This window comes from Arthrobacter sp. P2b (genome assembly GCF_900168295.1).
GTDB lineage: Bacteria > Actinomycetota > Actinomycetes > Actinomycetales > Micrococcaceae > Arthrobacter.
In genome coordinates, this window is sequence record NZ_FVZL01000003.1 from 269,029 (window position 1) to 295,386 (window position 26,358).

General features: G+C 65.9%; 29 protein-coding genes. 16 read left to right on the plus strand and 13 right to left on the minus strand.

What is annotated here, in order from left to right; all coding sequences use genetic code 11:
• The first annotated feature begins 36 nt into the window (after positions 1 to 36).
• The 5 genes from B5520_RS08360 to B5520_RS08380 all read left to right on the plus strand — a co-directional run bounded on the left by B5520_RS08360 (position 37) and on the right by B5520_RS08380 (position 4,746).
• Positions 37 to 1,179, plus strand: coding sequence for a site-specific integrase (locus B5520_RS08360; RefSeq protein ID WP_079596613.1), 1,143 nt, complete (start codon positions 37 to 39; stop codon positions 1,177 to 1,179).
• Between the two features lie 439 nt (positions 1,180 to 1,618).
• Complete coding sequence (locus B5520_RS08365; RefSeq protein ID WP_139386230.1) at positions 1,619 to 2,566, plus strand: hypothetical protein; 948 nt, start codon at positions 1,619 to 1,621, stop codon at positions 2,564 to 2,566.
• A gap of 138 nt (positions 2,567 to 2,704) precedes the next feature.
• Positions 2,705 to 3,520, plus strand: a complete 816-nt coding sequence (yidC, locus tag B5520_RS08370) for a membrane protein insertase YidC (RefSeq protein WP_079596615.1) — start codon at positions 2,705 to 2,707, stop codon at positions 3,518 to 3,520.
• Positions 3,513 to 4,070, plus strand: coding sequence for a dihydrofolate reductase family protein (locus tag B5520_RS08375; RefSeq protein ID WP_079596616.1), 558 nt, complete (start codon positions 3,513 to 3,515; stop codon positions 4,068 to 4,070). The genes yidC and B5520_RS08375 overlap by 8 nt, the downstream gene beginning before the upstream one ends.
• A 16-nt stretch (positions 4,071 to 4,086) precedes the next feature.
• A complete protein-coding gene (locus B5520_RS08380) occupies positions 4,087 to 4,746 on the plus strand; it encodes an SDR family oxidoreductase (protein ID WP_079596617.1) in 660 nt (219 codons plus the stop codon).
• On the opposite strand, the gene B5520_RS08385 is transcribed toward B5520_RS08380, so the two are convergent.
• The gene (locus B5520_RS08385) at positions 4,739 to 5,944 is read right to left on the minus strand and encodes an ROK family protein (protein ID WP_079596618.1); all 1,206 of its coding nucleotides are present in this window, start codon (positions 5,942 to 5,944) and stop codon (positions 4,739 to 4,741) included. The two genes, B5520_RS08380 and B5520_RS08385, sit on opposite strands and share 8 nt — an antisense overlap.
• 98 nt (positions 5,945 to 6,042) lie before the next feature.
• Here B5520_RS08385 and B5520_RS08390 point away from each other — a divergent pair, with 98 nt between their 5' ends.
• The 9 genes from B5520_RS08390 to B5520_RS08430 all read left to right on the plus strand — a co-directional run bounded on the left by B5520_RS08390 (position 6,043) and on the right by B5520_RS08430 (position 14,317).
• On the plus strand, positions 6,043 to 7,755 hold the full coding sequence (locus B5520_RS08390; RefSeq protein WP_079596619.1) for a glycoside hydrolase family 13 protein: 1,713 nt from the start codon (positions 6,043 to 6,045) through the stop codon (positions 7,753 to 7,755).
• A 16-nt stretch (positions 7,756 to 7,771) separates the two neighbouring features.
• Complete coding sequence (locus B5520_RS08395) at positions 7,772 to 8,713, plus strand: aldo/keto reductase (protein WP_079596620.1); 942 nt, start codon at positions 7,772 to 7,774, stop codon at positions 8,711 to 8,713.
• A gap of 166 nt (positions 8,714 to 8,879) precedes the next feature.
• Complete coding sequence (locus B5520_RS08400; protein ID WP_079596621.1) at positions 8,880 to 9,743, plus strand: HpcH/HpaI aldolase/citrate lyase family protein; 864 nt, start codon at positions 8,880 to 8,882, stop codon at positions 9,741 to 9,743.
• Between the two features lie 29 nt (positions 9,744 to 9,772).
• Positions 9,773 to 10,714: a DUF2797 domain-containing protein gene (locus B5520_RS08405; RefSeq protein ID WP_079596622.1), complete on the plus strand. Its 942-nt coding sequence runs from the start codon at positions 9,773 to 9,775 to the stop codon at positions 10,712 to 10,714.
• A 20-nt stretch (positions 10,715 to 10,734) separates the two neighbouring features.
• A complete protein-coding gene (locus B5520_RS08410; RefSeq protein ID WP_079596623.1) occupies positions 10,735 to 10,959 on the plus strand; it encodes a DUF3188 domain-containing protein in 225 nt (74 codons plus the stop codon).
• A gap of 53 nt (positions 10,960 to 11,012) precedes the next feature.
• Positions 11,013 to 11,474, plus strand: a complete 462-nt coding sequence (locus tag B5520_RS08415) for an FAS1-like dehydratase domain-containing protein (protein ID WP_079596624.1) — start codon at positions 11,013 to 11,015, stop codon at positions 11,472 to 11,474.
• Between the two features lie 2 nt (positions 11,475 to 11,476).
• Positions 11,477 to 11,914 carry a MaoC family dehydratase gene (locus B5520_RS08420; protein ID WP_079596625.1) on the plus strand — a complete coding sequence of 146 codons (438 nt, stop codon included), beginning with the start codon at positions 11,477 to 11,479 and terminating at the stop codon, positions 11,912 to 11,914.
• Between the two features lie 7 nt (positions 11,915 to 11,921).
• On the plus strand, positions 11,922 to 13,199 hold the full coding sequence (locus B5520_RS08425; protein WP_079596626.1) for an MFS transporter: 1,278 nt from the start codon (positions 11,922 to 11,924) through the stop codon (positions 13,197 to 13,199).
• Between the two features lie 50 nt (positions 13,200 to 13,249).
• Positions 13,250 to 14,317, plus strand: coding sequence for a UDP-N-acetylmuramate dehydrogenase (locus B5520_RS08430; protein ID WP_079596627.1), 1,068 nt, complete (start codon positions 13,250 to 13,252; stop codon positions 14,315 to 14,317).
• Here the strand turns inward: B5520_RS08430 and B5520_RS08435 are convergent.
• Positions 14,298 to 14,789, minus strand: a complete 492-nt coding sequence (locus B5520_RS08435; RefSeq protein ID WP_139386231.1) for a hypothetical protein — start codon at positions 14,787 to 14,789, stop codon at positions 14,298 to 14,300. The two genes, B5520_RS08430 and B5520_RS08435, sit on opposite strands and share 20 nt — an antisense overlap.
• A gap of 54 nt (positions 14,790 to 14,843) precedes the next feature.
• Here B5520_RS08435 and B5520_RS08440 point away from each other — a divergent pair, with 54 nt between their 5' ends.
• Positions 14,844 to 15,956, plus strand: a complete 1,113-nt coding sequence (locus tag B5520_RS08440; protein WP_079596629.1) for a winged helix DNA-binding domain-containing protein — start codon at positions 14,844 to 14,846, stop codon at positions 15,954 to 15,956.
• A gap of 169 nt (positions 15,957 to 16,125) precedes the next feature.
• Positions 16,126 to 17,094 carry a type IV toxin-antitoxin system AbiEi family antitoxin domain-containing protein gene (locus B5520_RS08445; RefSeq protein WP_079596630.1) on the plus strand — a complete coding sequence of 323 codons (969 nt, stop codon included), beginning with the start codon at positions 16,126 to 16,128 and terminating at the stop codon, positions 17,092 to 17,094.
• A 67-nt stretch (positions 17,095 to 17,161) separates the two neighbouring features.
• Here the strand turns inward: B5520_RS08445 and asd are convergent, their stop codons facing one another.
• From asd to B5520_RS08505, 11 genes are all read right to left on the minus strand, one after another.
• On the minus strand, positions 17,162 to 18,292 hold the full coding sequence (gene asd / locus B5520_RS08450) for an aspartate-semialdehyde dehydrogenase (protein ID WP_079596631.1): 1,131 nt from the start codon (positions 18,290 to 18,292) through the stop codon (positions 17,162 to 17,164).
• 110 nt (positions 18,293 to 18,402) lie between these two features.
• Positions 18,403 to 18,819 carry a hypothetical protein gene (locus tag B5520_RS08455; RefSeq protein ID WP_079596632.1) on the minus strand — a complete coding sequence of 139 codons (417 nt, stop codon included), beginning with the start codon at positions 18,817 to 18,819 and terminating at the stop codon, positions 18,403 to 18,405.
• A gap of 15 nt (positions 18,820 to 18,834) precedes the next feature.
• On the minus strand, positions 18,835 to 19,269 hold the full coding sequence (locus tag B5520_RS08460; RefSeq protein ID WP_079596633.1) for a hypothetical protein: 435 nt from the start codon (positions 19,267 to 19,269) through the stop codon (positions 18,835 to 18,837).
• Positions 19,270 to 19,877: 608 nt separating this feature from the next.
• Positions 19,878 to 20,537: a hypothetical protein gene (locus B5520_RS08470; RefSeq protein ID WP_079596635.1), complete on the minus strand. Its 660-nt coding sequence runs from the start codon at positions 20,535 to 20,537 to the stop codon at positions 19,878 to 19,880.
• A gap of 28 nt (positions 20,538 to 20,565) precedes the next feature.
• Positions 20,566 to 21,537 carry a WXG100 family type VII secretion target gene (locus B5520_RS08475; protein WP_139386232.1) on the minus strand — a complete coding sequence of 324 codons (972 nt, stop codon included), beginning with the start codon at positions 21,535 to 21,537 and terminating at the stop codon, positions 20,566 to 20,568.
• Positions 21,538 to 21,655: 118 nt separating this feature from the next.
• Complete coding sequence (locus tag B5520_RS08480) at positions 21,656 to 21,874, minus strand: NF038396 family protein (protein ID WP_013601869.1); 219 nt, start codon at positions 21,872 to 21,874, stop codon at positions 21,656 to 21,658.
• A 4-nt stretch (positions 21,875 to 21,878) separates the two neighbouring features.
• Positions 21,879 to 22,463: a dihydrofolate reductase gene (locus tag B5520_RS08485; protein ID WP_079596637.1), complete on the minus strand. Its 585-nt coding sequence runs from the start codon at positions 22,461 to 22,463 to the stop codon at positions 21,879 to 21,881.
• Positions 22,460 to 23,263 carry a thymidylate synthase gene (locus B5520_RS08490; RefSeq protein WP_079596638.1) on the minus strand — a complete coding sequence of 268 codons (804 nt, stop codon included), beginning with the start codon at positions 23,261 to 23,263 and terminating at the stop codon, positions 22,460 to 22,462. The genes B5520_RS08485 and B5520_RS08490 overlap by 4 nt, the downstream gene beginning before the upstream one ends.
• Positions 23,264 to 23,309: 46 nt before the next feature.
• The gene (locus tag B5520_RS08495) at positions 23,310 to 23,699 is read right to left on the minus strand and encodes a GntR family transcriptional regulator (protein ID WP_079596639.1); all 390 of its coding nucleotides are present in this window, start codon (positions 23,697 to 23,699) and stop codon (positions 23,310 to 23,312) included.
• Positions 23,696 to 25,312 (minus strand): hypothetical protein, encoded by a 1,617-nt coding sequence (locus B5520_RS08500; RefSeq protein WP_254865521.1) that lies wholly within the window; start codon positions 25,310 to 25,312, stop codon positions 23,696 to 23,698. Before B5520_RS08500 ends, B5520_RS08495 begins: the two co-directional genes overlap by 4 nt.
• A gap of 76 nt (positions 25,313 to 25,388) precedes the next feature.
• A complete protein-coding gene (locus B5520_RS08505; RefSeq protein ID WP_079596727.1) occupies positions 25,389 to 26,357 on the minus strand; it encodes an NUDIX hydrolase in 969 nt (322 codons plus the stop codon).
• Position 26,358: the final 1 nt, after the last annotated feature.

Sequence of the window (26,358 nt, forward strand, 5' to 3'; positions counted from 1 at the left end):
CTCGCGAACATACGACTGACAGGCTAGTCTTGCGGCATGGCGATCAGGAAGCTTTCGAACGGGAAGTACGAGCACGACTACCGCGTCGACGGCAAGCGCCGGTATAAGCGCTTCAGGACAAAGGCTGAAGCACAAGCCCATGAGCTGCAGATCAATACGGCAAAGGCAGGCGGCACCCTCATCGATACCCGCAAGGGCGGCAAGATCAGGTTTCACGATCTGTACGAAGAGTGGATAGCCCGTATTGAAAAAGTGGGCGCGCGGGGTGCCCGTCCTTCGTCGCCCGTCACGGTTGCGGGGTACCGGCGAATCTACGAATCACACATGAGGTCGCACTTGGAGTACCGCGCTCTTGCCACGATCACACTGACGGTCATCAACGACTGGCTCGAAACGTTTGCCACGGACGATGCGCGGCAACGGTCGTACCGGCAGTTGGGGCGCATGCTCGAGTATGCAGTTGGAAGGGGGTATCTACCCACAAACCCAGCCCGCAACGCAATCATCAATCACGTCCCCGATCCTGAACCGACCCGGGATCCCGCAGCGTTGACAGTGGCGCAACTCCATGCGCTCGCCGACGAGGCTGCGAAGGGCGGGCGGTACGCCCAGGCATCACATGACGTTTACAGGCTTCTGATCCTCTTCGCTGGCACAACTGGCCTCCGGTGGTCAGAAATCGCGGGCCTTCTGCCCGACGCCCTGTCATTCGGTGATCGGCCCCAAGTCATCGTTCGGTCAACGTTGGTACCGGTTGATGGGCGTCTTCATTTTCAAGAGACGACCAAATCCCGCAAGCCTCGCACCGTTCCGATCCCCAGGTCGGTAGCAGTGCTGCTCGAAGAGTACCTGGAACGATATCACTCGGGAGGCTATGTGTTCGCGTCACCAACAGGAGCCGCCCTGCGTTCGTCAAATTTCACTCGCCGCGTCTTCCAGCCTGCCGTAGAGATATGTCAAAAAGCCGATCCGACATTTCCCAGCATGGTCTTCCATGACCTGCGGAGGACGGCTGTCACGCTGGCGATAAGTACCGGCGCACACGTGAAAGTGGTCCAGCAGATCGCTGGTCACAGCTCGGCGGTGACTACGCTTGATGTCTATGCCCAGCTGTTCGCAGATGACGCCCACGAGTCTGCAAGGGCTGTTGACGCGCTATTACATCCTGCCGGGGGGTAGCCCTTTGGCGTCGCCTGTTGGCAAGGCGCCCACGCGTGTGGCTGCTAAATGGCTGTTAAGTGACAAAAATTCGTTGTTGCTACGCGCCACTACTGCACGACTCATAATCGTGAGGTCGGGAGATCGAGCCTCCCCACCGCTACAGGCTAAACCCCTGGAATCCCCGTGATTCCAGGGGTTTTCCTGTTTAATTCCCTCATAGGTTGCCCCCGGTGCAGGTCCCGGGGGCGGCGTGTCGCCGATTGGCTTCCTGCCCGGCGGCCAAGGTAACGTTTAGGTCACCGGCTGGCGCACACGCCTCCCAAAGAGCGTCCTTGATGCTTGCGTGTGGTAAGCCCCCAGGTGGCAGCGCCCTTGCGTTCCGCAGCCGCACCCAACTCCGGGCAGGATCCCCCTGGGACTGCCCGTTCCGCACTCCCATGAAGAGGCTTTGTTTTCCATGCGCAGAAACAATCTGCTGGCCGTCGGCATGCTCTCGGTCCTGCTCGCCACGTCGGCGTGCAGCGGCGTAAGCAGCGACGCAAACTCATCCGCACAGTCCTCGGCGAACGCCGGTATTGAAGCCAGCTCCAGCACCGTCCACGACAAGTCGTCCGCAGAGGTGGGGGCCTCCCAGCGCGCTGCCGCCGAAAAGGCCGCTGCTGCCAAGAAGGCCGAGGAAGCTGCCGTAGCCGAGAAGGCCCAGGCAGCAGCCGAAGCCGAGAAGGCCGCCAAGGCCGCAGCCGAAAAAGCAGAGGCCGAGAAGGTTCAGGCGGCTGCAGCGGCAACCGCCCAGAAGGCAGCTGAAAAGCTGCAGGCCGTGCGCTCGGTGCCCTCGGCTGTCCCGGCACCGGCAGCCCCTGCCGCGGCCCCCGCGCCTGTCCTGCCGGCGTCGTCCTCCGAACGGATCGTCACCACCGCCTACACCACGGCGTACACCTGGTACGACAACACCCCGGCAGGCTCGTCCGCCATCAGCCACCCGGTCCTGCACAAGACCGCCGGAGGCACCGGCACCTACGAAGACCCCATCACCATTGCCGTGGGCCACTCGCTCGCCACCGGCGAGGACGTCCTCGACTTCCCGGCCGGCACGCGGATCTACCTTCCGGACGTCCGCCGCTACTTCATCGTCGAAGACACCTGCGGTGACGGCAACGATCCCCAGGGCGGCCCGTGCCACCAGGGCGTCAACGTCCATGGCACCAACTCCACCATCTGGATCGACATGTGGATCGGCGGCCAGAGCATGAGCGCCGACGGCGCCAACGCCTGCGCCAGCAAGGTGACCAACGTCAACACCGCCGTCTTCAACCCGGCCAGCAACTACGTTGTGGCACCGGGGGCAGGAGTCATCCACGACGGCAAGTGCGATGCCGGCTACGGCAACACGCTCGTACAGCAGTAACCAAACGGACATGGCCACCAGCGTCAACTGGTGGCCCTGCGGGGGCCGGCGATATTCGCCGGCCCCCGCTTTTTCGTTGCGTGACAAGTTCCCCGTTTCGCCGTAGCTTTGCGGCATCAGACATTGGGGGACCGCCGCATGGACGTTCTTGACGAAATCATGGCTCCGTTCCAGTGGCTTGTGTCCGTCATTATGGTCGGAATCCACGACGGGCTGAGCGCTGCCGGCATGCCGGCAGCCAGCGGCTGGACCTGGACGCTGTCCATCATCGGGCTGGTGCTGCTGATCCGCGCGGCGCTGATTCCCGTGTTCCTGAAGCAGCTCGATGCCCAGCGCCGGATGCGGCTCCTGCAGCCGGACCTGAAGAAGCTCCAGGAAAAATACCAGGGCAAAACGGACCCGCTGTCCCGCCAGGCAATGGCGCAGGAGCAGATGGCGCTGTACCGGGAGCACGGGACCAACCCGTTTTCGGCCTGCCTTCCCGTGCTGGTCCAGGTCCCGTTCTTCCTGGGACTGTTCCAGGTCCTCTCCGGCATCAGTACACGGGCGCGGCAGGGGGAGGGGATCGGGGCGATGAGCGCCGGCCACGTGGTGCAGTTTGACCAATCCAGCATCTTCGGGGCGTCCCTGACCGCGTCGGTGCTTCATGGCGGTGCCGGTGACCCGGCCGCCGTTGCGCTGCTGACCGTCCTGATGATCCTGGTGATGGTCGCTGCGCAGTTTTTGACGCAACGAAGGATCATGGCCCGGACGGCGGTCCCGGGGGCTCCTGAAAGCCCCCTTGTGAAGCAGCAAAAGATGCTGCTTTACGCGCTGCCCGTCGTCTTCGCTGTGGGCGGCGTCCTGTTTCCCATCGGTGTCCTGGTCTACTGGACGGTCACCAATCTCTGGACCATGGTGCAGCAGTTCCTCGTCAGTGACCGGCAGGCGGGGCAGAATGGGGCGCATGGCTGAGCTCATCTACACCGGCATCGCCTCCCTGGACGGCTACGTCGCAGACAGCAGCGGCAACTTCGACTGGAGCGCCCCGGATGAGGAAGTGCACGCCTTCGTCAACGATCTGGAACGCGAGATCACCACGTACCTGCTGGGGCGGCGCATGTACGAGGTCATGGCCGTCTGGGAAACCCTTGGCGGCAGCGACGATCCGCCCGTGATCCAGGACTACGCCCGCATCTGGCGCCACGCGGACAAGATTATCTACTCGGAAACTTTGGACGCGCCGCCGGCTCCGAGGACGCGGGTCGAGCGCTCCTTCGATGCCGGTGCCGTCCGGAACCTGAAGGAGAAGACGGAAGGCAGCATCGGCATCGGCGGGTCCACCCTGGCCGCCGCCGCGCTCCGGGCCGGGCTGGTGGATGAGTGCCGGATCTTCCTCAACCCGGTATCGGTGGGCGGGGGCCTGCGGTTCCTGCCCGACGGCCTGAACCTCCGGCTGGAACTCATGGATGAGCGCACGTTCCGGAACGGCGTGGTCTACCTGCGCTACCGCTGCCTGGCTTGAGGGGCAGAATGGGTCCATGACCCGAATCGCAATCATCGGCGGCCACGGCAAAGTGGCCCTCCACCTGTCCACCCTCCTCGCGGAGGAAGGCCACAGCGTCACCTCGTTCATCCGCAACCCGGACCATGCGTCCGATGTCGCGGAATCCGGTGCATCGCCGTCGGTCCTTGACATTGAAAACGCCACGACGGCGGACATCGCGGCCGCGCTGCAGGGCCACGACGCCGTGGTGTGGTCTGCCGGTGCCGGCGGCGGCAACCCTTCGCGGACCTATGCCGTGGACAGGGACGCGGCCATCCGGTCGATGGACGCCGCAGCGCAGGCCGGCGTGAACCGCTACGTGATGGTGTCCTACCTCGGGGCGCGCAAGGACCATGGGGTGCCGGAGGACAACGGCTTTTTTGCTTACGCCGAGGCGAAAGCCGCGGCTGATGAGTACCTGCGCGCGACGGACCTCGCGTGGACAATCCTGGGGCCGGGCACCCTGACCGATAAACCCGGCACGGGCATGATCAAGGTCAACCCCTCTGCGGGGGAGGACGGACGGGGAACGTCGCGCAGCAACACGGCCATCGTGGCCGCAGCCGTGCTGGACCTGCCGGAGACGGCGGGCCGGACGATCGAGTTCTGCGACGGCTCGCTGCCGGTTGCTGCCGCCCTGGAGTCGCTTAACTGACCGTTGTGGACAGTTCCAGGTCGAGGGAATTTTTCTCCACGTAGTCCAGCGCCGCGCGGACCGCTCCGACAGTCACCATGGCGTCGCCCAGCGGGGAGACGGCGATGCGCGGGGGAGTGGCCGTGAATTCCGGCAGCCGTGCGGCGATAGGGTCCAGCAGCACACCGGCCGAGTTGGCCACCGCGCCGCCAATGACCACAAGCTCCGGGTTGTACATGGTGGCCACGGTGCCAATGACGCGGGCCATCCTGTCTGCCAGGCGCTCCAGGATGTCCTGTGCCACGGCATCGCCGGATGCCGCGGCCGCGAAGACCTGTTCTGCCTCGGCGCCATCGCGGGCGTGGGCGCGCAGGGACGTCCTTGCCGCGCCGGTCACGGCTTCCGCTGCCCAGGTCCGTGCTAGGTGGGCGATGCCATAGGTGTCGCCCACACCCTGAACCAGGTCCAGGAAGGCCAGCTCACCGGCGCTGCCGCGGCTGCCGTGCAGCAGCCGGCCGCCGTCGATGACCCCAGAGCCCAGGCGTTCGCTGGCGAGGATGACCACCACGTCATCCACGCCGGCGGCCGCGCCCAGCCAGCGGTCCCCGAGCGCCGCCAGGTTGGCGTCGTTCTCCAGCAGCACCGTCCAGCCCCGAAGGTCCTTCAGGGACGCCCGCAGGTCGATATCGAACAGGCCCCAGAATTTCTGCGTTGCGAGGACGTCGCCGTGCCGGTCCACGGGGGCGGCAACACCTGCGCAGACAGCGAGGACTTCCTCCGGCCCGGCAGCAGCGCTCTCCAGCGCCGTCATGGCCACCTGGTCGATAAAGCTGATGCGCTGGACGGCAGTAAGGTCGGCGACATCAAAACGCCGGCTGAACCTGGCCACGGTCTTGCCCCGCAAGTCCGCAACAACCGCCGTCACCTTGGAATAGCCGATGTCCAGGCCCAGGACCACGCCGGCGCGGTGGTTCAGTTCAAACCTGCGGGCCGGCCGCCCCTTCTGGTAGTCCCCGAAGGCCCGCTGGTTTTCCAGCTCGCGGATCCACCCTCGGTCCTTCAGGTCCTCGCACACGGAAATGGCCGTTGCCCTCGTTAGGCCGGTCGCGTCCATGACCTCCGTAACCGTCACCGCGCCGGAGAGGCGCATGAACTCCAGCACGGCGCCGGCACTGACCCGCCGCAGCAGGCTGGGAGTGGCAAGGGGCATTTCAGGCATGCTGTTGACCTTTCTGCGGACCACACCAGATAATATTCGAGGAAGTAAATTTAGAGTCAAAATAAATATACGCCGAACCAGAAGAAAAGGATCACCCCTTGTCCACCACTGCCACCCTGGCAACCCTGTCCGACTCCGACCGTCCGGCCGATCCCAACTGGTGGCGCCAGGCGTCCGTCTACCAGATCTATCCGCGCAGCTTCGCCGATTCGAACGGTGACGGCATCGGCGACCTGAAGGGCATCACGTCCAAGGTCCCGTACCTGAAGTCGCTGGGGATCGATGCCGTGTGGCTGAGCCCCTTCTACCCGTCAGCGCTCGCCGACGGCGGCTACGACGTTGACGACTACCGCGATGTGGATCCCAAGCTCGGTACCCTGGACGACTTCGACGAGATGGCCAAGGCCCTGCACGACGCCGGCATCAAGCTGATCGCGGACATCGTGCCCAACCACTCCTCGGACCGGCACCAGTGGTTCCAGGAAGCCCTCGCGTCCCCGAAGGGTTCCCCGGCCCGCGACCGCTACATCTTCCGTGACGGGAAGGGCCCCAACGGCGAGTTCCCGCCGTCGGACTGGGACTCGGTGTTCGGCGGACCGGCGTGGGAGCGCATCACCGAGCCGGACGGCACCCCCGGCCAGTGGTACATGCACATTTTCGCCAAGGAGCAGCCGGACCTGAACTGGTCCAACCGGGAGATCCGGGACGACTTCCTCAAGACCCTGCGCTTCTGGTCGGACCGCGGCGTGGACGGCTTCCGCGTGGACGTGGCCCACGCCCTCACTAAGGACCTCACCGAGCCGCTGCTCTCCAAGCTCGAACTGAGTGCAGCCAACACCGGCGTGGACGGGTTCGACGACGGCACCCACCCGTTCTGGGACCGCGACGAAGTCCACGAAATCTACGCCGAATGGCGCGAGGTGTTCAACGAGTACAACCCGCCCCGCACGGCCGTCGCGGAAGCCTGGGTCCACGCCACCCGGCGCGCCCGCTACGCCAGCCCGCAGGGCCTGGGCCAGGCGTTCAACTTCGACCTGCTGCAGGCCGATTTCGATGCCGCCGAATACCAGGAGATCATCACCCGCAACCTCGCAGAAGCGGCCGCGACCGGCGCCTCGTCCACCTGGGTGTTCTCCAACCACGACGTTGTCCGCCACGCCACCCGCTACGGGCTGCCGCAGGTGTCCAAGGGCAAGGGGCGCACCAAGGGCCAGGACGGCAAGGACTGGCTGCTCGCCGGCGGACCCGCGGAGGAGTTGGACATTGAACTCGGCGAACGCCGGGCCCGCGCGGCCACACTGCTGATGCTCGCCGTCCCGGGATCCGCGTACCTGTACCAGGGCGAGGAGCTCGGGCTGCAGGAAGTGGCGGACATCCCGGAATCGGAGCGCCAGGACCCGTCCTTCTTCCGCAACAAGGGAGTGGAAATCGGCCGCGACGGCTGCCGCGTGCCGCTGCCCTGGAAGGTGGAGGGCACCTCGTTCGGGTTCGGCGAGGGCGGCTCGCACCTGCCCCAGCCGGACTGGTTCAGCAAGTACGCGGTCGAGGCACAGGACGGGACGGAAGGCTCCACCCTGGAGCTGTACCGCACCGCGCTGAAGCTGCGCCATGAACTGCAGACGGACGAGGAACTCGAATGGGTCGAGGCCGGCAACCCGGAGGTCCTGCACTTCCGCCGCCCGAACGGCTGGCAGTCAGTGACCAACTTCGGGGACACCGCCGTCGACCTTCCTGCCGGAACCGTGCTGGTCAGCAGTGCCCCGCTCGAGGACGGCAAGCTGCCGGCCAACACCACCGCGTGGCTGCGCTGATGCGGGAAGTCATCCGTTGCAGGAGCTGATTTATGGCTGCATGGGCCTGGGCGGCAGCTGGTCCGACGAGCCGCATGGGAGCAGCCATGTGGATGAGGCCGCTGCCGCCGTCCACGCGGCCCTGGACGCCGGCATCACGCTTTTCGACCATGCGGACATTTACCGCAGCGGCAAGTCCGAGGCGGTCTTCGGTGAAGTGCTGGCCGGCACTTCGGGGCTGCGGGACCGGATCAGGCTCCAGACCAAATGCGGAATCCGGCTGAACGAACGCGGGCTGCAGACGCACTACGACCTGAGCCGTGGCGCCATCCTTGAACGCGTCAACGGGAGCCTGGAACGGCTGCGGACGGACTACGTGGACATCCTCCTGCTGCACCGCCCGGATCCGCTGGCGGACCCGGCGGAGGTGGCGTCCGCCGTCGGGCAGCTCATGGCTGAAGGTAAGGTCCGGCAGCTGGGTGTGTCCAACATGTCCGGTGTGCAGATCGAGGTGCTGCAGGACCGGCTGGAGACGCCCGTGGTGGCAAACCAGCTGGAGATGAGCCTGCTCAAGCGGGCCTGGCTGGAAAGCCAGGTGCTGGTCAACCATCCCGAGCACCTGGACTACAGCTTTCCGCACGGCACGCTGGAGTACTGCACCCGCAACTCCATTACCCTGCAGGCGTACGGCTCGCTGGCCCGCGGGCTCTATACCGGCGCGGAACCGGAGAGCCCCACCTCGGCGGAGTCCGCCACCTCCGAGTTGGTGGCCCGGCTGGCGGGGGAGCATGGCACCTCCGGGGAGGCCGTGCTGCTCGGCTGGCTGATGAAGCACCCGGCGGGCATCGCCCCGGTGATCGGGACGGTCAACCCGGCGCGCATCCGTGCCTGTGCCGACGCTTCCCGGGTGGCCCGGGAGCTGACGCGCGCCGACTGGTACCGGCTCTGGGTGACGGCGCGGGGCAGCAACATCCCCTGACCTCCCCAACCGGGTGGCAGCACGTGTCGTTATGGAACCCCATAACGACACTTGCCGCTACCTGCCTTTCATCAGGATTGAGTCATATGGGGTTTAGTTCGTATTGAACCTCACATGCCGGCCGTTTTCTTCGACGTGCTGCTTGCCGGGCGGATACGGTAGATACATGACGTCTACCATCGCCGCCGAAACTGTACGGCCCGAACGCAATATCCCCGCAGAGATCGCCCGCTCCTGGCTCCTGGTCAATGCCATGAAGCCCGAGCTCTTCGACCAGTCGGCAGTCTCTCGCGCCGACTCGATCATCCTGGATATTGAAGATGCCGTGGACCCGTCGCAGAAGGACCAGGCGCGCAACAACGTGGTGGACTGGCTCACGGCCGGCGGCAAGGCCTGGGTCCGCATCAACGATGCCACCAGCCGCTTCTGGGCTGACGACCTCGCCGGCCTGCGCGGCACGCCCGGCCTGCTGGGGGTCATGCTCGCCAAGACCGAATCGGCGGACCAGGTGACCGAGAGCTTCCACCGCATGGACGGCAAGACCCCCGTCATCCCGCTGGTGGAGTCCGCCCTGGGCATCGAGGAAGCCAACCACATCGCCAAGGCCCAGGGCGCCTTCCGCCTGGCCTTCGGCTCCGGCGACTTCCGCCGCGACACCGGCATGGCCGCCACCGCCGAGGCCATGGCCTACCCCCGCGCCAAGCTTGTCGTCGCCAGCCGCGTCGGCAACCTGCCGGGCCCCATCGACGGTCCCACCGTCGGCACCAACCACCCCATCCTGCGCGAGCAGACCGGCATCACGGTGATGATGGGCATGACCGGCAAGCTCTGCCTGGCCATCGACCAGACCCCCGTCATCAACGAGGTCATCAGCCCCACGCCGTCCGACGTCGCCTGGGCCACCGACTTCATGGCCGACTTCGAAGCCAACGGCCGCGTCATCCGCGACGGCTCCGACCTGCCCCGCCTGGGCCGCGCCGAAAAGATCATGAAGCTCGCGGTAGCCTTCGGCGTGCAGCCGGCGCTGTAGCCGCCCCGCTATTCACTCCAGGAGACCCCGTGACCGATACCCGCTATCTGGTCCACGGGGTCTTTTGGGATGGGGCGCCGGCTTCAGCAACGGAGTACGACGGCGGCGCCCCGGTTCTGCGCCTTCAGTCACCTTCCGGAGACTTCCGGCAGCTCAGCCTCCACCCGGGTGCCCGGCTCGGCTTCCACGTCATTGAGCACGGCAGGTCCTGCCTGGGGCACCTTCGCGTCCACTCGTCCACGCGCCGTGACCATATCCTGTGTACGGCCGGCGCCCCGGCGGCCAGGGGCAAGCAGTGCGAACGCTGCTTCATGCTCGACGAGTCCCGGCTGATCCACGACTTTCACCGCGGCGGCCGCGTCACCCCCGGCTTGCGGGACTACCTGATGCAGGAGCACTGGCTGTATGTGGCCACCTTCGCCGGCGGCAGCAGCAAGGTGGGAACGGCGTCCGGGCCCCGGAAATGGCACCGGCTCGCAGAGCAGGGCGCCGTGACGGCCAGGTACGTGGCCAGGGCACAGGACGGCCGCGTGGTGCGGATCCTGGAGGACCTGGTGACGGCCGAAGCCGGGCTGGCGCAGCAGGTGCGGTCCGCCGCGAAGTCGGAGGCGCTGCTGCAGCCGCTCGCGCCAGCCGAACTGGACGCCCTCAACGCCCGGCATGCCGGCGGGGTCCGCGGCCTGCTGGCGCGCGCCGCCGTCGAGGGCTTTGCCGTTGTGGACGAGCAGTGGGTGCGTCCGGCACAGGCCTCCCGCCTTTGCGTCCCCGCGGCCCGCCACGCCTACCCGTATCCGCTGGACAGCGGGCGGCACGGCTTCCATATTGCGGCGCTCAGCGGACCCAACGCGCTGGCCCGGCTGGACGGGACCGATGCTGAGTTCGTGGTGAACCTGGGCCAACTGGCGGCACGCACCATCGTCCTGGGCGACTTCGCCTCGGACGTGCCGGCCGTGCAGGAAGCCCTGTTCTAGGCAGCCGGTAAACTGGGACGGTGCTGAACGAATTCTGGGCCACCGCGCCAACCCGCTACAAAGTCCTGGTCTTCAGCGCGATGGGCCTGATCGCCGTCGGCATCATCCTGAACCTGGTGGGCAACACCAGCGGCAACCAGGGAATGGCCACCGCCTCGCTGCCGCTGATCGGGCTGGGCCTGCTCCTGCACATCGCCGGCATCGTGGTCCGCGGCCAGGCCATCCGCAAGAACCTGCGCCGGTAGCTGTTTCTACCCGGTTTTCTGCCCCCTGACAGGCGGGCGATAGGGTTGAAGCCATGACTATCAATCCGGATCTGCAGGGCCGAAGCTACCCTGCCGCAGAGGTGTACGACGTTGGCCGCGAGAAAATCCGCGAGTTTGCCCGCGCCGTCAAAGCCACCCACCCTGCACACTTCGACGTGGATGCAGCCAAGGCCCTGGGCCACACCGACCTGGTGGCCCCGCCCACCTTCGCGATCATCATCGCCCAGCGCGCCGACGCGCAGCTCATCGAGGATCCGGACGCCGGCATCGACTTCTCCCGCGTGGTCCACGCGGACCAGCGCTTCACCCACCACCGGCCCATCGTCGCCGGCGACCGGCTCGTGGCCGAACTGCACGTGGACGGCGTGCGGGCCATGGGCGGCGGTGCGATGATCACCACCCGCTCCGAAATCTTTGCCCTGGCGGCCGACGATTCCAAAGAACCGGTCACCACCACCACGTCATCCATCCTGGTCCGCGGAGAGGGACAGTAGCCATGAGCCCCAGTTTCCACGAACTCAGTGCCGGCCAGGAGATCGGCAGCCGCACCATCGAGGTCACCAGGACGGACCTGGTCAAGTACGCCGGTGCCTCCGGCGACTTCAACCCCATTCACTGGAACGAGGCCTTCGCCACCGGCGTGGAACTGCCCGGCGTCATCGCCCACGGCATGTTCACCATGGGCTCGGCCGTCCAGCTGGTCACTGACTGGGCCGGCGACCCGGCCGCCGTCGTCGACTTCCAGACCCGCTTCACCAAGCCCGTCCTGGTCACCGACACCACCGGGACCAAAGAACCGGGGGCCACCATCGAGGTCAGCGGCACCATCGGCAAGCTCGACGCCGATGCCGGCACCGCCCGCGTTGACCTCACCGTGGTCTCGGCCGGGCAAAAAGTCCTGATGAAGGCCCAGGCCGTCGTCAAGCTTTCCTGAGCGCCCCTTGACCTCACGGGCAACAACAGGGGCCACCACCGCCGAAGTGACGCACTGGCGCAACGCCGTGGTGGTGGCCTACGCTGCCAGCGGCCTGGCGTTTGCCTCATGGGTCTCCCGGCTGCCGGCCATCCGTGACGCGCTGGACCTCACCCCGGGCAACATCGGGGTCCTCCTGCTGTGCATGACCCTGGGGTCGTTTGCCTCCGTCTCCGCGTCCGGGTTGATCGTGCTCCGGCTGGGATCCAAGAGGACCATCAGGACCGGCAGCATCCTGGTGGGGACCGGCCTGCTGCTGGCCGGGCTTGGCACCTCGGTCCTGGCCAGCCCGGTGGCAACTGCTATCGGACTGGCCGTCATCGGACTGGGGACCGGCAGCTGGAACACGGCGTCCAACGTTGAGGGCGCCGCGGTGGAGCGGGCCGTTGGCCGGCACATCATGCCCCGGCTGCACGGCGCCTTCAGCCTGGGGACAGTGGCCGGGGCAGGACTGGGCGCGGGAGCCGCCGCGCTGTCCGTTCCCGTGTCCTGGCATCTGGGCGCAGCCGGGGTGGTGGTCGCCGTCTCGGTGGCGACGGCGGCAGCCTGGTTCCGCGCGGACGTCACCCCCGTGGCAGGGGAGCGGACCTACGCCCCGGACAACTTCGAGGATCCGACCACCGGCCCCATCCCCGTAATTCCGGCAGGCGCTGGCCCGGAAGACGCTCCGCTGGACAACAAACGCAAGATCGCCCAGGCCTGGCGGGACCGGCGGACCCTGCTCCTGGGTGTGCTGGTGCTGGGCCTCGCCCTGGCGGAAGGCGCGGCGGGGGACTGGGTGGCGCTGGCCCTGGCTGACGGGCACGGCCAGACCGACGCCGCCGGCGCTGCCGGTTATGGCCTCTTCGTCACGTTCATGACCATCGGGCGCTTTGCCGGGACCCTGGTCCTGGACCGCTTCGGCCGGGTGCCGGTGATGCGCTGGTGCGCCGCCCTTGCCGTGTTCGGGCTCGGCGTTTTTGTCTTCGCGCCGGTTCCCTGGCTGGCTTTTGCCGGACTCGCGGTGTGGGGCCTGGGGGCGTCCCTCGGTTTCCCGGTAGGCATGTCCGCTGCGGCGGATGATCCCGCCAAGGCCGCTGCCCGGGTGTCGGTGGTGTCCACCATCGGGTACGGGGCGTTCCTCTGCGGGCCGCCGCTGTTGGGCCTGCTCGCAGAACATGTGGGCATCCTGCATTCCCTGCTGGCCGTGATGGTGATGCTGGTGGTGAGCTTCCTGCTCTCGCCGGTGGCCCGGAAGCTTGCCTAGGTACTTAAAGGTGCTGCGTTAGATAAGTATTTTCAAGTACTGTAGTTCCGGTGAATTCCACCCTGCTCTCCTCCCTGACCACGTCCGCCGTCGGAGGCCCTGCCGGCTCCTTCATCGAGGCGCGCACCGAGGCCGAAATCATCGACGCCGTCCGCACGGCTGATGCGGCAGGCGAACAGGTCCTGATCATCAGCGGCGGGTCCAACCTCCTGATTTCCGACGACGGGTTCCCCGGTACAGTCGTGAAGATCGCCTCCGAAGGGTTCACCGTGAATGCGGAGGACTCCTGCGGCGGCGTGGCCGTGGTAGTCCAGGCGGGCCATAACTGGGACAAGCTGGTTGAGCATGCGGTGCTGCACGCCTGGTCCGGGATTGAAGCGCTGGCCGGCATCCCGGGTTCCACCGGTGCCACACCCGTGCAGAACGTTGGTGCCTATGGTGCCGATGTTTCCCAGACCATCGCCGCGGTGCGCACGTGGGACCGCGAGCGGAATGCGGTGAAGACGTTCACCAACTCCGAGCTCAAGTTCGGGTACCGGGATTCCATCCTTAAGCAGACCACCGTCAACGGCTCGCCCCGCTACGTGGTGCTGACCGTGGAGTTCCAGCTTCCCCTGGGCCGGATGAGTGCCCCCATCCGCTATGCGGAGCTGGCACGCTCGCTGGGTGTGGAGCCCGGAAAACGCGCCTACGCCAATGACGTGCGCCGCGAGGTCTTGAGGCTGCGCGCCTCCAAAGGCATGGTGTGGGATTCCGCGGACAGGGACACCTACTCCACGGGCTCGTTCTTCACCAACCCCATCGTTCCGGCCGAGGTGGCCGAGGCGCTGCCGGAGTCCGCGCCGCGGTACCCGGCGGGTGTTGACGGGCTGGTGAAGCTTTCCGCAGCATGGCTGATTGACCAGGCCGGCTTCGCCAAGGGCTTTGGCCTGGCGGCGGACAGTGTGTCCGGGGGGCGGGCTTCGCTGTCCACCAAGCACACGCTCGCCATCACCAACCGCGGCTCAGCCAGCGCCGCGGACGTGGTGGCCGTTGCACGCGAGGTGCGTGCCGGCGTCGTACGCCGCTTCGGCATCGAGCTGCATCCGGAACCGCTGCTTATCGGCCTGCAGCTGTAGCCTCCAGTGGCTTGTCCGGGGCTTCCTTTTGCCGCAGGACCTCGGCTGCTCCCATGAGGGCCGAGGCCCACCCGGTGAGGACCAGGTAGATCCCCATGAAAAGCCCGACCAGCAGCCCTGGCGCCAGGGGATTGGATGCACCCGAAACGATGCAGGTCACCAGGCCCGCCACGGCTACGGCCAGTGACAGGACCCAGAGGACCTGGCCTGCACGGGGGTGCTGGCGCCAGTCGCGGTGGATGCGGACGCCCCCGGGGCTGACACCGATGCCGGGGAACAGTACTGCATATCCGCCGCCCAGGCTCAGCGTGAGCGCGGGGAGCAGCAGCAGGGGCTCGGACTGGCCGCTGTCCAGGAACGCCGCGAGGGAGAGCAGGCCCACCGCGGTTCCTGCCAGGACGCAGACGGTCCCGCCGATCATCCACGTTCTGGTTTTACGCGCGAGCAACTGCCACAAACTCCCCAAAGTCATGCTCCTACCCTAACCGCCGTTTTGCGGACCCCGCCCCGACCCTAGGATGAGGGCATGGCTGCACAGGTGGGGAAGCGTCTTGACCGCAAGGTGTTGGGCAGGCTGCGCCTGGCCTCGCAGGGGCTTCTTGGTGCGGGGGAACGGCCGGACTCGGCAGGCGGCGTGGTGCGCTGGATGACGGCGATGCAGGCGCAGGATCTGCAGGCGGCCCTGTGGGCGATGGGCGTGCGGCTCACCGGTTCCGGTGTCAGCGACGTGCGGGCTGCCATCAATGCGGGGACGATCGTGCGTTCGTGGCCGATGCGGGGCACGCTGCACCTGGTGGCACCGGAGGACCTGCGCTGGATGCTGGAGCTGACTGCGGACCGCCTTACCAAGGGCATCGCCGCCCGGCACCGCGAATTGGGAATCACGTGGGCCGACGTTGAGAAGTGCCGTGACATCGCCCTGGCCGCGATCTCCACTGAAGGCCCGGTCAGCCGCAGCGGTTTGTTCAAGGTGTTCGACGACGGCGGGCAGCCCACCCAGGGGCAGCGGGGCATTCACATCCTGGGAACGCTGTGCCGGCACGGGTGGCTGGTGCAGGGACCGCTGGCCGGGAACCAGCAGCTGATCGTGGCCTTCGACGACTGGATTCCCGTTTCGCGCCGTCTTAACCGGGCGGAGGCTGTCGCGGAATTCCTGCTCCGCTACTTCCGGAGCCACGGACCGGCGACTGTCCGTGACTTCGCCTGGTGGACGCAGATTCCGCTGACCGAGGTCCGGGCTGCCCTCGAAACGATCCGGGGCGGGCTGGTGGAACTCGAGTTCGAGGGTGCCAGCTACTGGATGTCGCATGAGACGGCGGGTCTGCTGGATACCGGCGTCCCGGGCTCGCGCTCGGTCCTGCTGCTGCCCGGTTTCGACGAGTTCCTGCTCGGGTACACGGACCGGAGCCTGGTCCTCCCGCCGGAGCATGCCAACAAGATCGTTCCGGGCGGGAACGGCGTGTTCAAGAAAACGCTGGTGGCCGGGGGAGAGGTGATTGGCACCTGGGCCGTTGAGGGCAAAGGCCAGCGCGCCGCCGTCGTACCCCAACTCTTTGACCCGTCCCGGCCGCTCGGCCCGGCAGCCCAGGCTGCCTTCGCCAAAGCCGCCCAGCGCTACCTGGAGTTCCTCAACACCTGAACGCACGCCGCAACGCAAGAGCTCACCAACGCAAAACCGGCTCTGCCCCGCACAAGCGGTGCTGTCCAGCGCCGGTTGTGCGGGGTGGAGCCGCTCATGCATCTAACGCTGTCCACATAGGCAATCCCGACGCTGACGAGGGTCCAAGCGTCCCGGCAATCTGTGGAGCATGGAACCCAAGAAATTGAAGGCCCTGATTGACGAGCGGTGGCCCGGTACGGCCGTGGCCTCCACTCTGCAATTGGCCAGGGCAGGAATCGATGAGCGCGTAATGACTGCGGGTGTGCGCAGCGGCATGTTGCTCCGGCTACGGCGCGGAGCATATGTTCAACGAGCGTATTGGAACACCCTCAAGCCGTGGGACCGGGATCGGCTGCTGATTACGGCGCACTATGAATCGACCGGCGGCCAGGCCCGGTACAGCCACATCAGCGCCGCACGGCTGCACTCCTGTTATCTGTGGAACGCAGGGCCGATGGTCCATGTGACAACCCAGTACGCGAATTCGCCGGGCAGCGCAGGAAGCGACGTCAAGGCTCATCGGCTTCCTCTGACTGACAGGGAATTGACCACGATCCGGACGCCCGATGGCCGGGATATGCTCACCACCAGTTTGGAGAGGACGGTGCTGGACTGTGCCCGCATTTTGCCGCTGGACCAGGCCGCGGTTATAGGTGATCATGCGCTGCGCAAAGGAGCTTCGGTGCACGCGATGCACAGACTCCTGTCCGAGACCCCAGCCAAGCGGGGGAGCCGCCGAGCACTCGACCTGCTGAATGTGTTGGACGGCCGGTCGGAATCAGCGGGGGAAACCCGGACCAGGCTGATGCTGCATTCATTTGGCCTGCAGACTTTTACCCCGCAGGTTGAGGTTCCGACTTCTGAAGGGCTCTTCCGGGCGGACTTCGCCGATCCGGAGTCCCGAGTGATCATCGAGTTCGATGGCACAGCCAAGTACACGGATTACAAACCAGCAGAAGAAGTGTTGCTCGCAGAGCGCCGGCGGGAAAACGCCCTGGTGGAAACCGGGTGGCGCGTACTCCGGCTGCACTGGAAGCACTTGGACCGGCCGAGAGAGCTCAATGAGCGCCTGATCACTTTCCTCGACCGAACGCCCGGCATGCAAAAGCGGCCCTGACCCGCATGAGCGGTGCTGGACAGCACCGGTTATGCGGGTCAGGGCCGCTTGTGAGGCTGCTGGAGTGTTACAGGTTGCCGGTGGCGATGTTGAGCATGCGGCGCAGCGGCTCGGCGGCGCCCCAGAGGAGCTGGTCGCCCACGGTGAAGGCGCTGATGTACTGCGGGCCCATCTCCATCTTCCGGATGCGGCCCACCGGGATGTCCAGGGTGCCGGAGGCTGCGACGGGCGTGAGCTCGGCCATGGAGGCTTCCTTGGTGTTGGGAACCACCTTGGCCCATTCGTTGTCCTCGGCCAGGAGCTTCTCGATCTCGGCGACGGACAGGTCCTCACGGAGCTTGAGGGTGAGGGCCTGGGAGTGGGAGCGCATGGCGCCGATGCGGACGCAAAGGCCATCCATGATCACGCGGTTTTCCTCGGAGGTGCCCAGGATCTTGTTGGTCTCAACCCCGGCCTTCCACTCTTCCTTGGACTGGCCGTTGCCCAGGTCAGCGTCGATCCAGGGGATCAGGGAACCGGCCAGCGGCACGCCGAACTGGGTGGCGTCGATGTCCGTGCGCTGGTGGGCGAGGACCTTGCGGTCGATGTCCAGGATGGCCGACGCCGGGTCGTCCAGTTCCGTGCTGACCTGGGAGTTGAGCGTGCCGAACTGGCTGAGCAGCTCGCGCATGTGCCGGGCGCCGCCGCCGGAGGCCGCCTGGTAGGTCATGGAGGTGCCCCACTCCACCAAGTTGTTCTTGAACAAGCCGCCGAGGCCCATCAGCATGCAGGACACGGTGCAGTTGCCGCCGATGAAGTCCTTGGTGCCGTTGACCAGGCCCTTGTCGATGACGTCGCGGTTGATCGGGTCCAGGACGATGATCGAGTCGTCGTTCATGCGCAGGGTGGATGCGGCGTCGATCCAGAGGCCGTCCCAGCCGCGGCTGCGGAGTTCGCCGTGGACCTGCTTGGTGTAGTCGCCGCCCTGGGCGGTGACAATAATGGGCAGCTTCGCGAGGGTGTCGATGTCAAACGCGTTCTCGAGCTTGCCGGCACCGTCAGCGAAGGACGGCGCGGCACCTCCCGCGTTGGAGGTGGAGAAGAACACCGGGTTGATGTTGGCGAAGTCGCCCTCGTCCTGCATGCGCTGCATGAGGACGGAACCGACCATGCCGCGCCATCCGACCAGGCCGACGGAAGGGGTAGCTGCTGTAGTCATCCGTCCAGTTTAGACTTTGGAACCGGCTGGGCGCAGTCGGTTACGTCACTCCTGAACGGAACAGACGACGGCGGCACGCACCGACTGCCTACCAATGCCCGGCCAGCGGGTCACCGTGAGACGTGTCCTGCGCCTGGTTCGGGCGCCTTCCGCTCTTTCCGCAGCTTCTTGGCCCGGTACTCGTCACGGGCCATGCTGAAGGTGTACCACGCCCCGAATCCTCCGAGCGCGGTGAGGAACAAGGCGCCCCAGAAAGGCTGGCCACCGCTTCCGGTCGGCATCAGCAGTATCACCAGGGAAAGAAGGGCCAGAACCCCCAGGACGGCAGTTAAGATTCCCATACCCCACCAGGACCTGACCTGTACTTGGCCGCGGCCGGGGGAGAAACCGATTTCGTCCGCAGGATAGCTGTGCAGTTCACCCGTTGCCGTCCTTCGGAGGACGCGCTTCTCGCCCCGGGCGAGAGCCTGCTTGTGTTCGGCATACACGTCGTCGTTTCGCCGCTCAGCTTCCCGATTGAAAACCATCAGCAGGCTGTCCCCTTACCAGTCGAATTGCTTGGCTGTTGGTTCCGGGACTCCCCGCTCGGCCCGGAGGCGCTTGGCCGCCGAGGCCACCTTCGCCATCCGAATAGCGTAAAGGGTGCCACTCACCCCGGCCGCGGTCAGGAACAGGGCGCTCCACAGCGGATCCTGGCCCGTACTGGTGGGTCCCGCCACCAGCAGGATGGAAAAGACCGCGACGGCGGCGAAGAAAACCGCCATCACAAGGAAGCCGACGGCGGACCGCACTTGGGCGTGGGAACTGGCAGTAACCACTCCGAGTTCATCTTTGGCGTAGCTGTGAAGTCTGCCCTCCACGGTCCGGAACAGGACCCTCTTTTCCCCGCGTGCCAGCGCCTGTTCGTGGTAGGCACGGACTTGGCCGTCCGAGTTGGGGCCGCTACCCGCATTGCTGCCTGGAATGCCGTTCTGCACGCGAGTCCTGTCGAATCGATTGAATGCGGTTCAGCACCGTTAAGACCTGCACCTCGCCGCGGCGAGAGCAAGGCGGTTGGTCGGCTGTACAACACCCAGAACCAGCCGCCAGTGAAGATGATGGAGCAGACGAGGCTTAGGTGGGTTCCCCTGGAAAGGGGTATGTACTTTCAGGGAAGTTATCTCGGGTGACCGCGACGGAACCGGGGTGGGCAGTAAACCATTCACGCGCCTGGTCGTCGGTGACAACTACAGAGGGACGGGGCAAGCCGCGTTCCCTGCGAAGCCGACGTGCACGCAGTTCTCCCTGGAGGGACCGGATGGTGAGAAGCCAACCGCCGGTGCACAGGACGGTGAATACCAACGAAAACAGCATGGCACCGAGGTGTAGGCCAGCGACGCTTATGATCAGCAAAACCGGACCCAGGAGAGCCGGGACCGTTAACACGGCGACCAGCAACGACATGCTGGCGATGCTGCGTGCGGTGTAATTGCCGAAAGGCTGGGCGCCGCCAGCGCCCCATTCTGCTTCCGTGTACGCGAAAATTCTGCGGTCCGTATCTTGGGCGAAGAAATACTTGCGATCGCTTCTTATTCGTCCTGCCGTCTTACTTTCCATTGCCATCCCATCCAGCAGAGGAGGCGCGCACTGCACCGAGAACGTTAATTAAGCCCGCTTCATCCTCAACGGATGTCTGGTCGCCAACAACGCCCCCTGCAACCGAGGCGCATACCCAGTTGTCCTTATCCCGTCGAACGAGGAGTTCGGCGGTTCCGCCCGGGCCTGCAGTCCTGATACGGACCCCGCCGTTCGGGTGGTCCCGAAGGTGCTCGCTGATCAGAAACACCTCAGCCCGTTCCGCCGACACAGTGGAATCCTGAGGCACTGCAAACCACGTCAGCATGGTCCGCGGCTGAAAGAGCAACCTGGTTCTGTCGGACTCCACATGCAGTACGCTGTCACCCAGTTCGCTGGATCGAAGGAGATCCAACTGAGTCCACCGCACGGCATTGGCCACCGTGTAGGCGACAGCGTCCACACGGGGATCAAAGGTGACGACGGAATCCTGCCCCACCTCGGCGAGCCCTCGGGCAATCAGGGAGGACAGCCCGGCCCGAACGAGTCCAGCGTCTTTGGATTCATCGAGAAGCCGGAACTGCTCTGTGCTGGTTAGCGAAGCTGGTGTGTCCTGGAGTTGTAGAACGTAGGCCATGTCTGCGATGCCGAACCCCAACGAGTAATCTTCGGCATTCCGTATTTCCGTCATTGTTGCTTTCCTCTCAACACGGCCATCTCTACCAGCCGAAGAAGTTTTTCACGCCATCGCTGACGTTCTTGGCGCCGTCCTCGAAGAAGTTGCCGAGACCGTCGAAAGTATCGTCGATGGCATCCTCGGCACCGGGGATCAGCTCTACTGCCGCCCAGGCCCCGCTGATCACCATGCATGAGACGCCAATGGGTGGAGGTGCGAAGGATAGAGCACCTAATACTGCCTTCGTTCCCGAACGAATTGCATCGCCGGTTTCACCTGCTTGGATGGCATTGACGGTGTCCAGCCCATCAAGTCCGACGCTCACCACACCCAGCGCATGGCCGGCGGAATTGAGTCCAAACTTGGCGTATTTTCCAATTTCGGCCCCGTCCATACCACGGGTCATTTGAGCGAAATCGCCGAATTTTGCGCTCAGAAGATCCGGCGTGCCTGAGAAGAAGCCCCGCAGGGCGTCTTGTCGTTCAGCCGTATCCCAAAGTGCTCTCTGCCAGATCTTGCCGGGAGCGTCCGCAACCTCGTCTCCATAGACACTTACGAAGTTCGTGATGTCGCGGACACCTAGTGGAACGGTTTTTAGGCCCAGCACACCGTTGTACGCATCCCAGCCCCGGCGGAAGGGCGAATCACCGTTGGAAAGCCACTCCGGACCCCAAGGACCCGCGGGCCCCGAGTTTCCCGCGCCGGTTCCACCGCCACCCGACATTCCGGCTGGTGAACCGCCGCTGTTGCTCGCATTCTCCTGCTGATTGGCGTGTTCCAGCAGCTTCGCGGACTCCTGCTTCAGCGCCAATGCCGTTTGCTGGAGGAGCGTACGGTGCGTGCCGTTCCACTCTGACCGGAACCTGACGGCATCCTGGCCCTTCCAGGACGAATTGTTGTTGATGGCGCTGCCCAGCGATGTTGATTGCTGGAGCAGCGAATCCGACGTCCGTCCCAGTTCCCGCGCCAGATGGCGCAGTTGCTCGACGTCGGCGCCCCACAAAGTTCCTGCCACCCGGCATCCCCCCAATATTTCGAACCGCCGTCCCGTTGCGCGGCAGCACCCAGCCTAGGACAGCATCAGATAAGCCGCGATGGGGTGAGCTCCCCATGCGGCCTGCAGCGCCGACGGGTCAGCCCCGCTTGGACTCCTCCAGTACAGCCGCTTTCCGGGCGCGCAGCGCGAAGAAGGCGCCGAAGGCGAACACCTGCGTCACCACCACCAGCACGATCGCGCCGGCGATTTTGTTGCCGCCCAGGATCATGGTGAGCCCAACGATCGCGGACAGGAGCGCCAGCAGCGGGAGCAGCATGTACCCCAGGACAAAGAGCGTTTCAGGTTTCTTCAGCACGTTCCTAGCCCTCGGTCCTTGACCATTTGGTGAATCGGTAGCGGGTGCCGTTGGCGGCGGTCAGCCAGCCGTCCGGCGGGACGGAGGCCGAAGCCTCCCAACTGGTGCCAAGCTCGGGGGCGAACGTGTCGCCGTCGGCCTCCACATCGATGGTGGTGACCACCGCGACGTTGGCGAGATCGGTGGACTGGCGGAAAATCTCCCCGCCGCCCAGGATCCAGACCGTGTCGCCGCCGTCGACGAACTGGGACTCCAGCAGCGCGTCATCGAGGGAAGGAACCACGACGGCGCCCTCCGCCTCAGGTGTGTCGGCCCAGCTTTTCTGCCGGGTGATCACGATGTTGGTGCGCCCGGGCAGGGGGCGGTACTTCTCCGGGAAGGACAGCCAGGTCTTGCGGCCCATGATGACCGGGTGCCCGGTGGTCAGCCGAGTGAAGTGTTTGAGGTCCTCCGGAAGGTGCCAGGGCATGTCCCCGTCCTTGCCGATGACGCCGTCGGGGGTCTGGGCCCACACCAGCCCAACGCCGGTGACCGAGGCGGCCAGCTCTTCGGTGAAGGACTGCGGATCCGTGAAGTTTTCGGTGCTCATACTGCGATCGGCGCCTTAATCGTGGGGTGGTGCTGGTAGCCCACCACTTCGAAGTCTTCCAGGGTGTAGTCAAAGATCGAGGCTGGCTTGCGGTTGATCTTCAGCTGAGGGTAATCGTACGGCTCCCGCTCCAGCTGCTTGAGGACCTGGTCCATGTGGTTCTCGTAGATGTGCACATCGCCGCCGGTCCAGATGAACTCGCCGGGCTCCAGACCCACCTGCTGGGCCACCATGCATGTGAGCAGGGCGTAGGAGGCGATGTTGAACGGCACACCCAGGAACATGTCCGCGGAGCGCTGGTACAGCTGGCAGGACAGCTTGCCGTCGGCGACGTAGAACTGGAAGAACGCGTGGCACGGCGGAAGTGCCATGTCGTTCAGTTCGGAGACATTCCAGGCGGACACGATATGCCGGCGCGAGTCCGGGTTGGACTTCAGGTTCTCCACCAGCTCCGCGATCTGGTCGATGTGGCCGCCGTCCGGAGTGGGCCAGCTGCGCCACTGCACGCCGTACACCGGACCCAGGTCGCCGTCCGCGTCGGCCCACTCATTCCAGATGGTGACGCCCTGGTCCTGCATCCACTTCACGTTGGTTTCGCCGCGCAGGAACCACAGGAGCTCCACCGCCACGGACTTGAAGTGGACCCGCTTGGTGGTGATCAGCGGGAAGCTTTTCGTCAGGTCAAAGCGCAGCTGGCGTCCGAAAACACTGGTGGTTCCGGTCCCCGTGCGGTCCGACTTGTGCGTGCCTGAGGCCAGGACATCGCGCAGGAGGTCTTCATAAGGCGTTGGAATGCTCACGCCCCAAGTCTACGTGGCTTAGTTCGAGCGCTTCAGCAATGCCGCCTCAACTTCGCCTGAGCCTGCCACGAAGCAGGTCCAGCAGGACCTCGTCGCTGAGTTGCGCTTTCCGCCCGGCGCCGATGTAACGGTCGACGGCGGCAGTCACCTCCTTCGGGACCGGCACCGGGACTGCGTCCCCGGCACCCGGGGCAACACCGGCAACAATGGTGCCGCCCCGCCGTCGTGATTCAACAACACCGGCGGCCTCAAGTTCCTTGTACGCCCGGGCCACCGTTCCCACGGCAACGCCAAGATCCGCAGCCAGGCTCCTGACCGTCGGCAGCCGGCTGCCGGGCGCCAGGTCGCCGATTGCCACGAGCGAACTAATCTGTGACCGGATCTGCTCGTAGGGCGGCGTGGCGGACCGGAGGTCGATGATGATGCCGGCGCTCACGTCACCGGTTCCGGTGCGGGGGCGGGCTTGGCGGCCCCCGTGGCGGCGATACCGCGGACGGGAATCACGGCAATCACCGCGCCCGCGACCGCCAGGAGGATTCCGACGCCCGGCGCCGCCTGCCACGCGTTGTCCCACAGCCCCGGGCCCACAGGGTACTCGGCCTGAAGCTCGTGTCCGGTGGCCATCAGCAGCACGCCCGCCTGCACTGTGGAGAACGCGGCCAGCGTCCGGACCACGCGGTGCAGCGTGATTGCGCGGAGGGCGGCGTCCAGGCCGGGAACCGGATCGGGGATACTGTGGCGCCGCCGGACCATGGCAAGCGGGAGCACGGAGAATACGGCAACGGCTGCGCTGGTCCAGGCTGTTGCGCCCCACGACGCCGGCAGGGTGAGTTCGGACTGGCGGACCGCGACAATTATTGTCACGCCCACCAGGACGGCAGCGGCCGCAATCGTCGTGCTGAGCATGGCAGGCGACACCGGCTGCCGCGGCCAGTGGCGTGGCTCGCCAGGGTCTCCGTAGTTGCGGTGGAGAAGCAGCTCGCCCGCAGCAACAACAGCGAGGACTACGGCGGCGGAGACTGCAACGAACAGTGTGGGATGGTCGATGACGGCGCCCGGAATAAGCAATGCGGCCAGCACCGGAACCAGCACCGCGAGCCCCATGGCCGGGCCGATCGACACCGCAAGTTTGGTGGCCGGATGCGGGTCCGCTCGCAGGACCCGGCCCGGCACCCCGCCGGCCAGCTTGGGCGGCGCCCACCACCACATGGCCAGCAGGACAGCTAGGTTCAGTAGGCCGGCCGGGTTGAACCAGCTGCCGGAACCGTCGAAGGGGTCCGGGCGCGCGGCGTGGTTGCCCGCGATGGCCCCGAGTCCGGAGGCGATGGTGGCCACTGTGCGCAGCAGGCGGTTCATGGCGATGGTCCGCAGGAGGCCATTGTCCTCAGGCGTCAGCGGCTCAAGCTGCCGGCGGTGCGTGATCAGCGCAAGGACCAGCAGGGTTCCCGCGGCCAGGATGATCAGCGCGCCGCCCAGGTAGGCGGCCAGTTCGACACCGGGGATGCGGCCGTCTGGGCCATAGGTGACGTACTGGTTGTCCGGGGCGGGGCTGTATTCATAGGGGACCGGTGCGAAGCCGGGGAGGGTGGCAGTCCAGGCGATCTGCCCAGCGGCGGCAATGAAAATTGCGAGGACCGTCCAGGCAAGGGGCCGGGGCAGGAAGTCACGCACCCTCCGCACGTCCAGGGTTGCCCGGCGGCGGGGGAGCCGTGGGCCGGGATAGCTCAGTTGGCCGATGGCGTGGACGGCCAGGCAGCCCAGCACCGGCCAAGCCAGAGCTGGAAGGATATCCACCGTGCCGGCCGTGGAATCTGGCGAGGGAACCGGCAGGATGCCGGCATTGGCAGCGGGCTGCAGCGAGCTCGCCAGCCAGCCGATAAAGCCCACCCAAGAGGCGTGCTGCGCAGCCGATACGGGCGTGGCTCCGCCGCCCGGGGCCCGGATGACCCAGCGAAGCAGCACGTAGATCCCCGCTGCCAGCAGGAACGGCCACAGGACCGCCATCGGTGGAACGTCGGTAAGAACGGCAATGGCGTCGCTGCCCGGCACATCATCCCCCAGATTCGTGCAACTTTGTATCGAGTATTTGATACAAAGCTGGACGGGTCAAGCAGGCTTGGAGGTGCTAGTCGTCGAACGGCCTGAACTGCTCGACGGCCACGATCCGGTTCTTCCCGCCGGACGCCACATGGCACACCACCAGTTCACCGGGCGAAAGGTACGGCTCCTCGGACGGCAGGAGGCTGCTCAGGGCTCCGGGCATGTGCTTCGCAAGCTGCGCGAACACCGTGGGAAGTGCCGGGCGGTGCGTGCAGACGGCCACCGCCCGCTGCTTGTCGAACAGCGACTCGATGACGGCCGCGGTCTTTTTCGGGCTGCGCTCATGGCGGTGTTCCGTCAGTGCCTCCGCCATCTTGACCTTTGCCCCGGCGGCCTTTGCGTAGGGTGCCACCGTGGCCACGCACCGCAGCCAGGGGCTGGTCACCACGCGCGGCGGCTTCCACGCCTGCAGCAGCCGGCCGACTGCCTGCGCCTGCCGTGTTCCGGTTGCTGCGAGCGGCCGCTCGCCTTCGGCCTTGGTCCAGGACGAGCGCGGTTTGGCTTTGGCGTGGCGGACCACCACGAGCGGCCAGGTGTTCAGCTCGCCGCGTTCGTGGGCTTCGCGCAGGTACTGCAGGGGTACGACGTCGGAGGGGTTGGACAGCAGCGTGGCCGCCTTCTCCGGGGCGCACCACATCACGCTGTCCACCTCCTTGCCGTCGGGAACAAGCGTGGCTCCGTTGACCTTGACCGCCCAGTAGTAGACCACCTTCAGGCCGGACGCCACGTGGTAGTGGATGGGCGGCAGGGGAATCCCCAGGGGCGCGTCCAGGCCAATCTCTTCCCGGACTTCCCGGACGGCGCATTCGGGGACGGTCTCGCCGTCGTCAATCTTGCCCTTGGGCCATGACCAGTCGTCATAGCGGGGGCGGTGGATCAGCAGGACTTCAAGCTTGTCCTTGCTGACCCGCCATGGCAGGGCGCCGGCAGCAGTAACTGCTACTGGTTCCCCCGGATGGTCTGTCTGGTCTGCTACGAGTGCATCGCTCGACAAA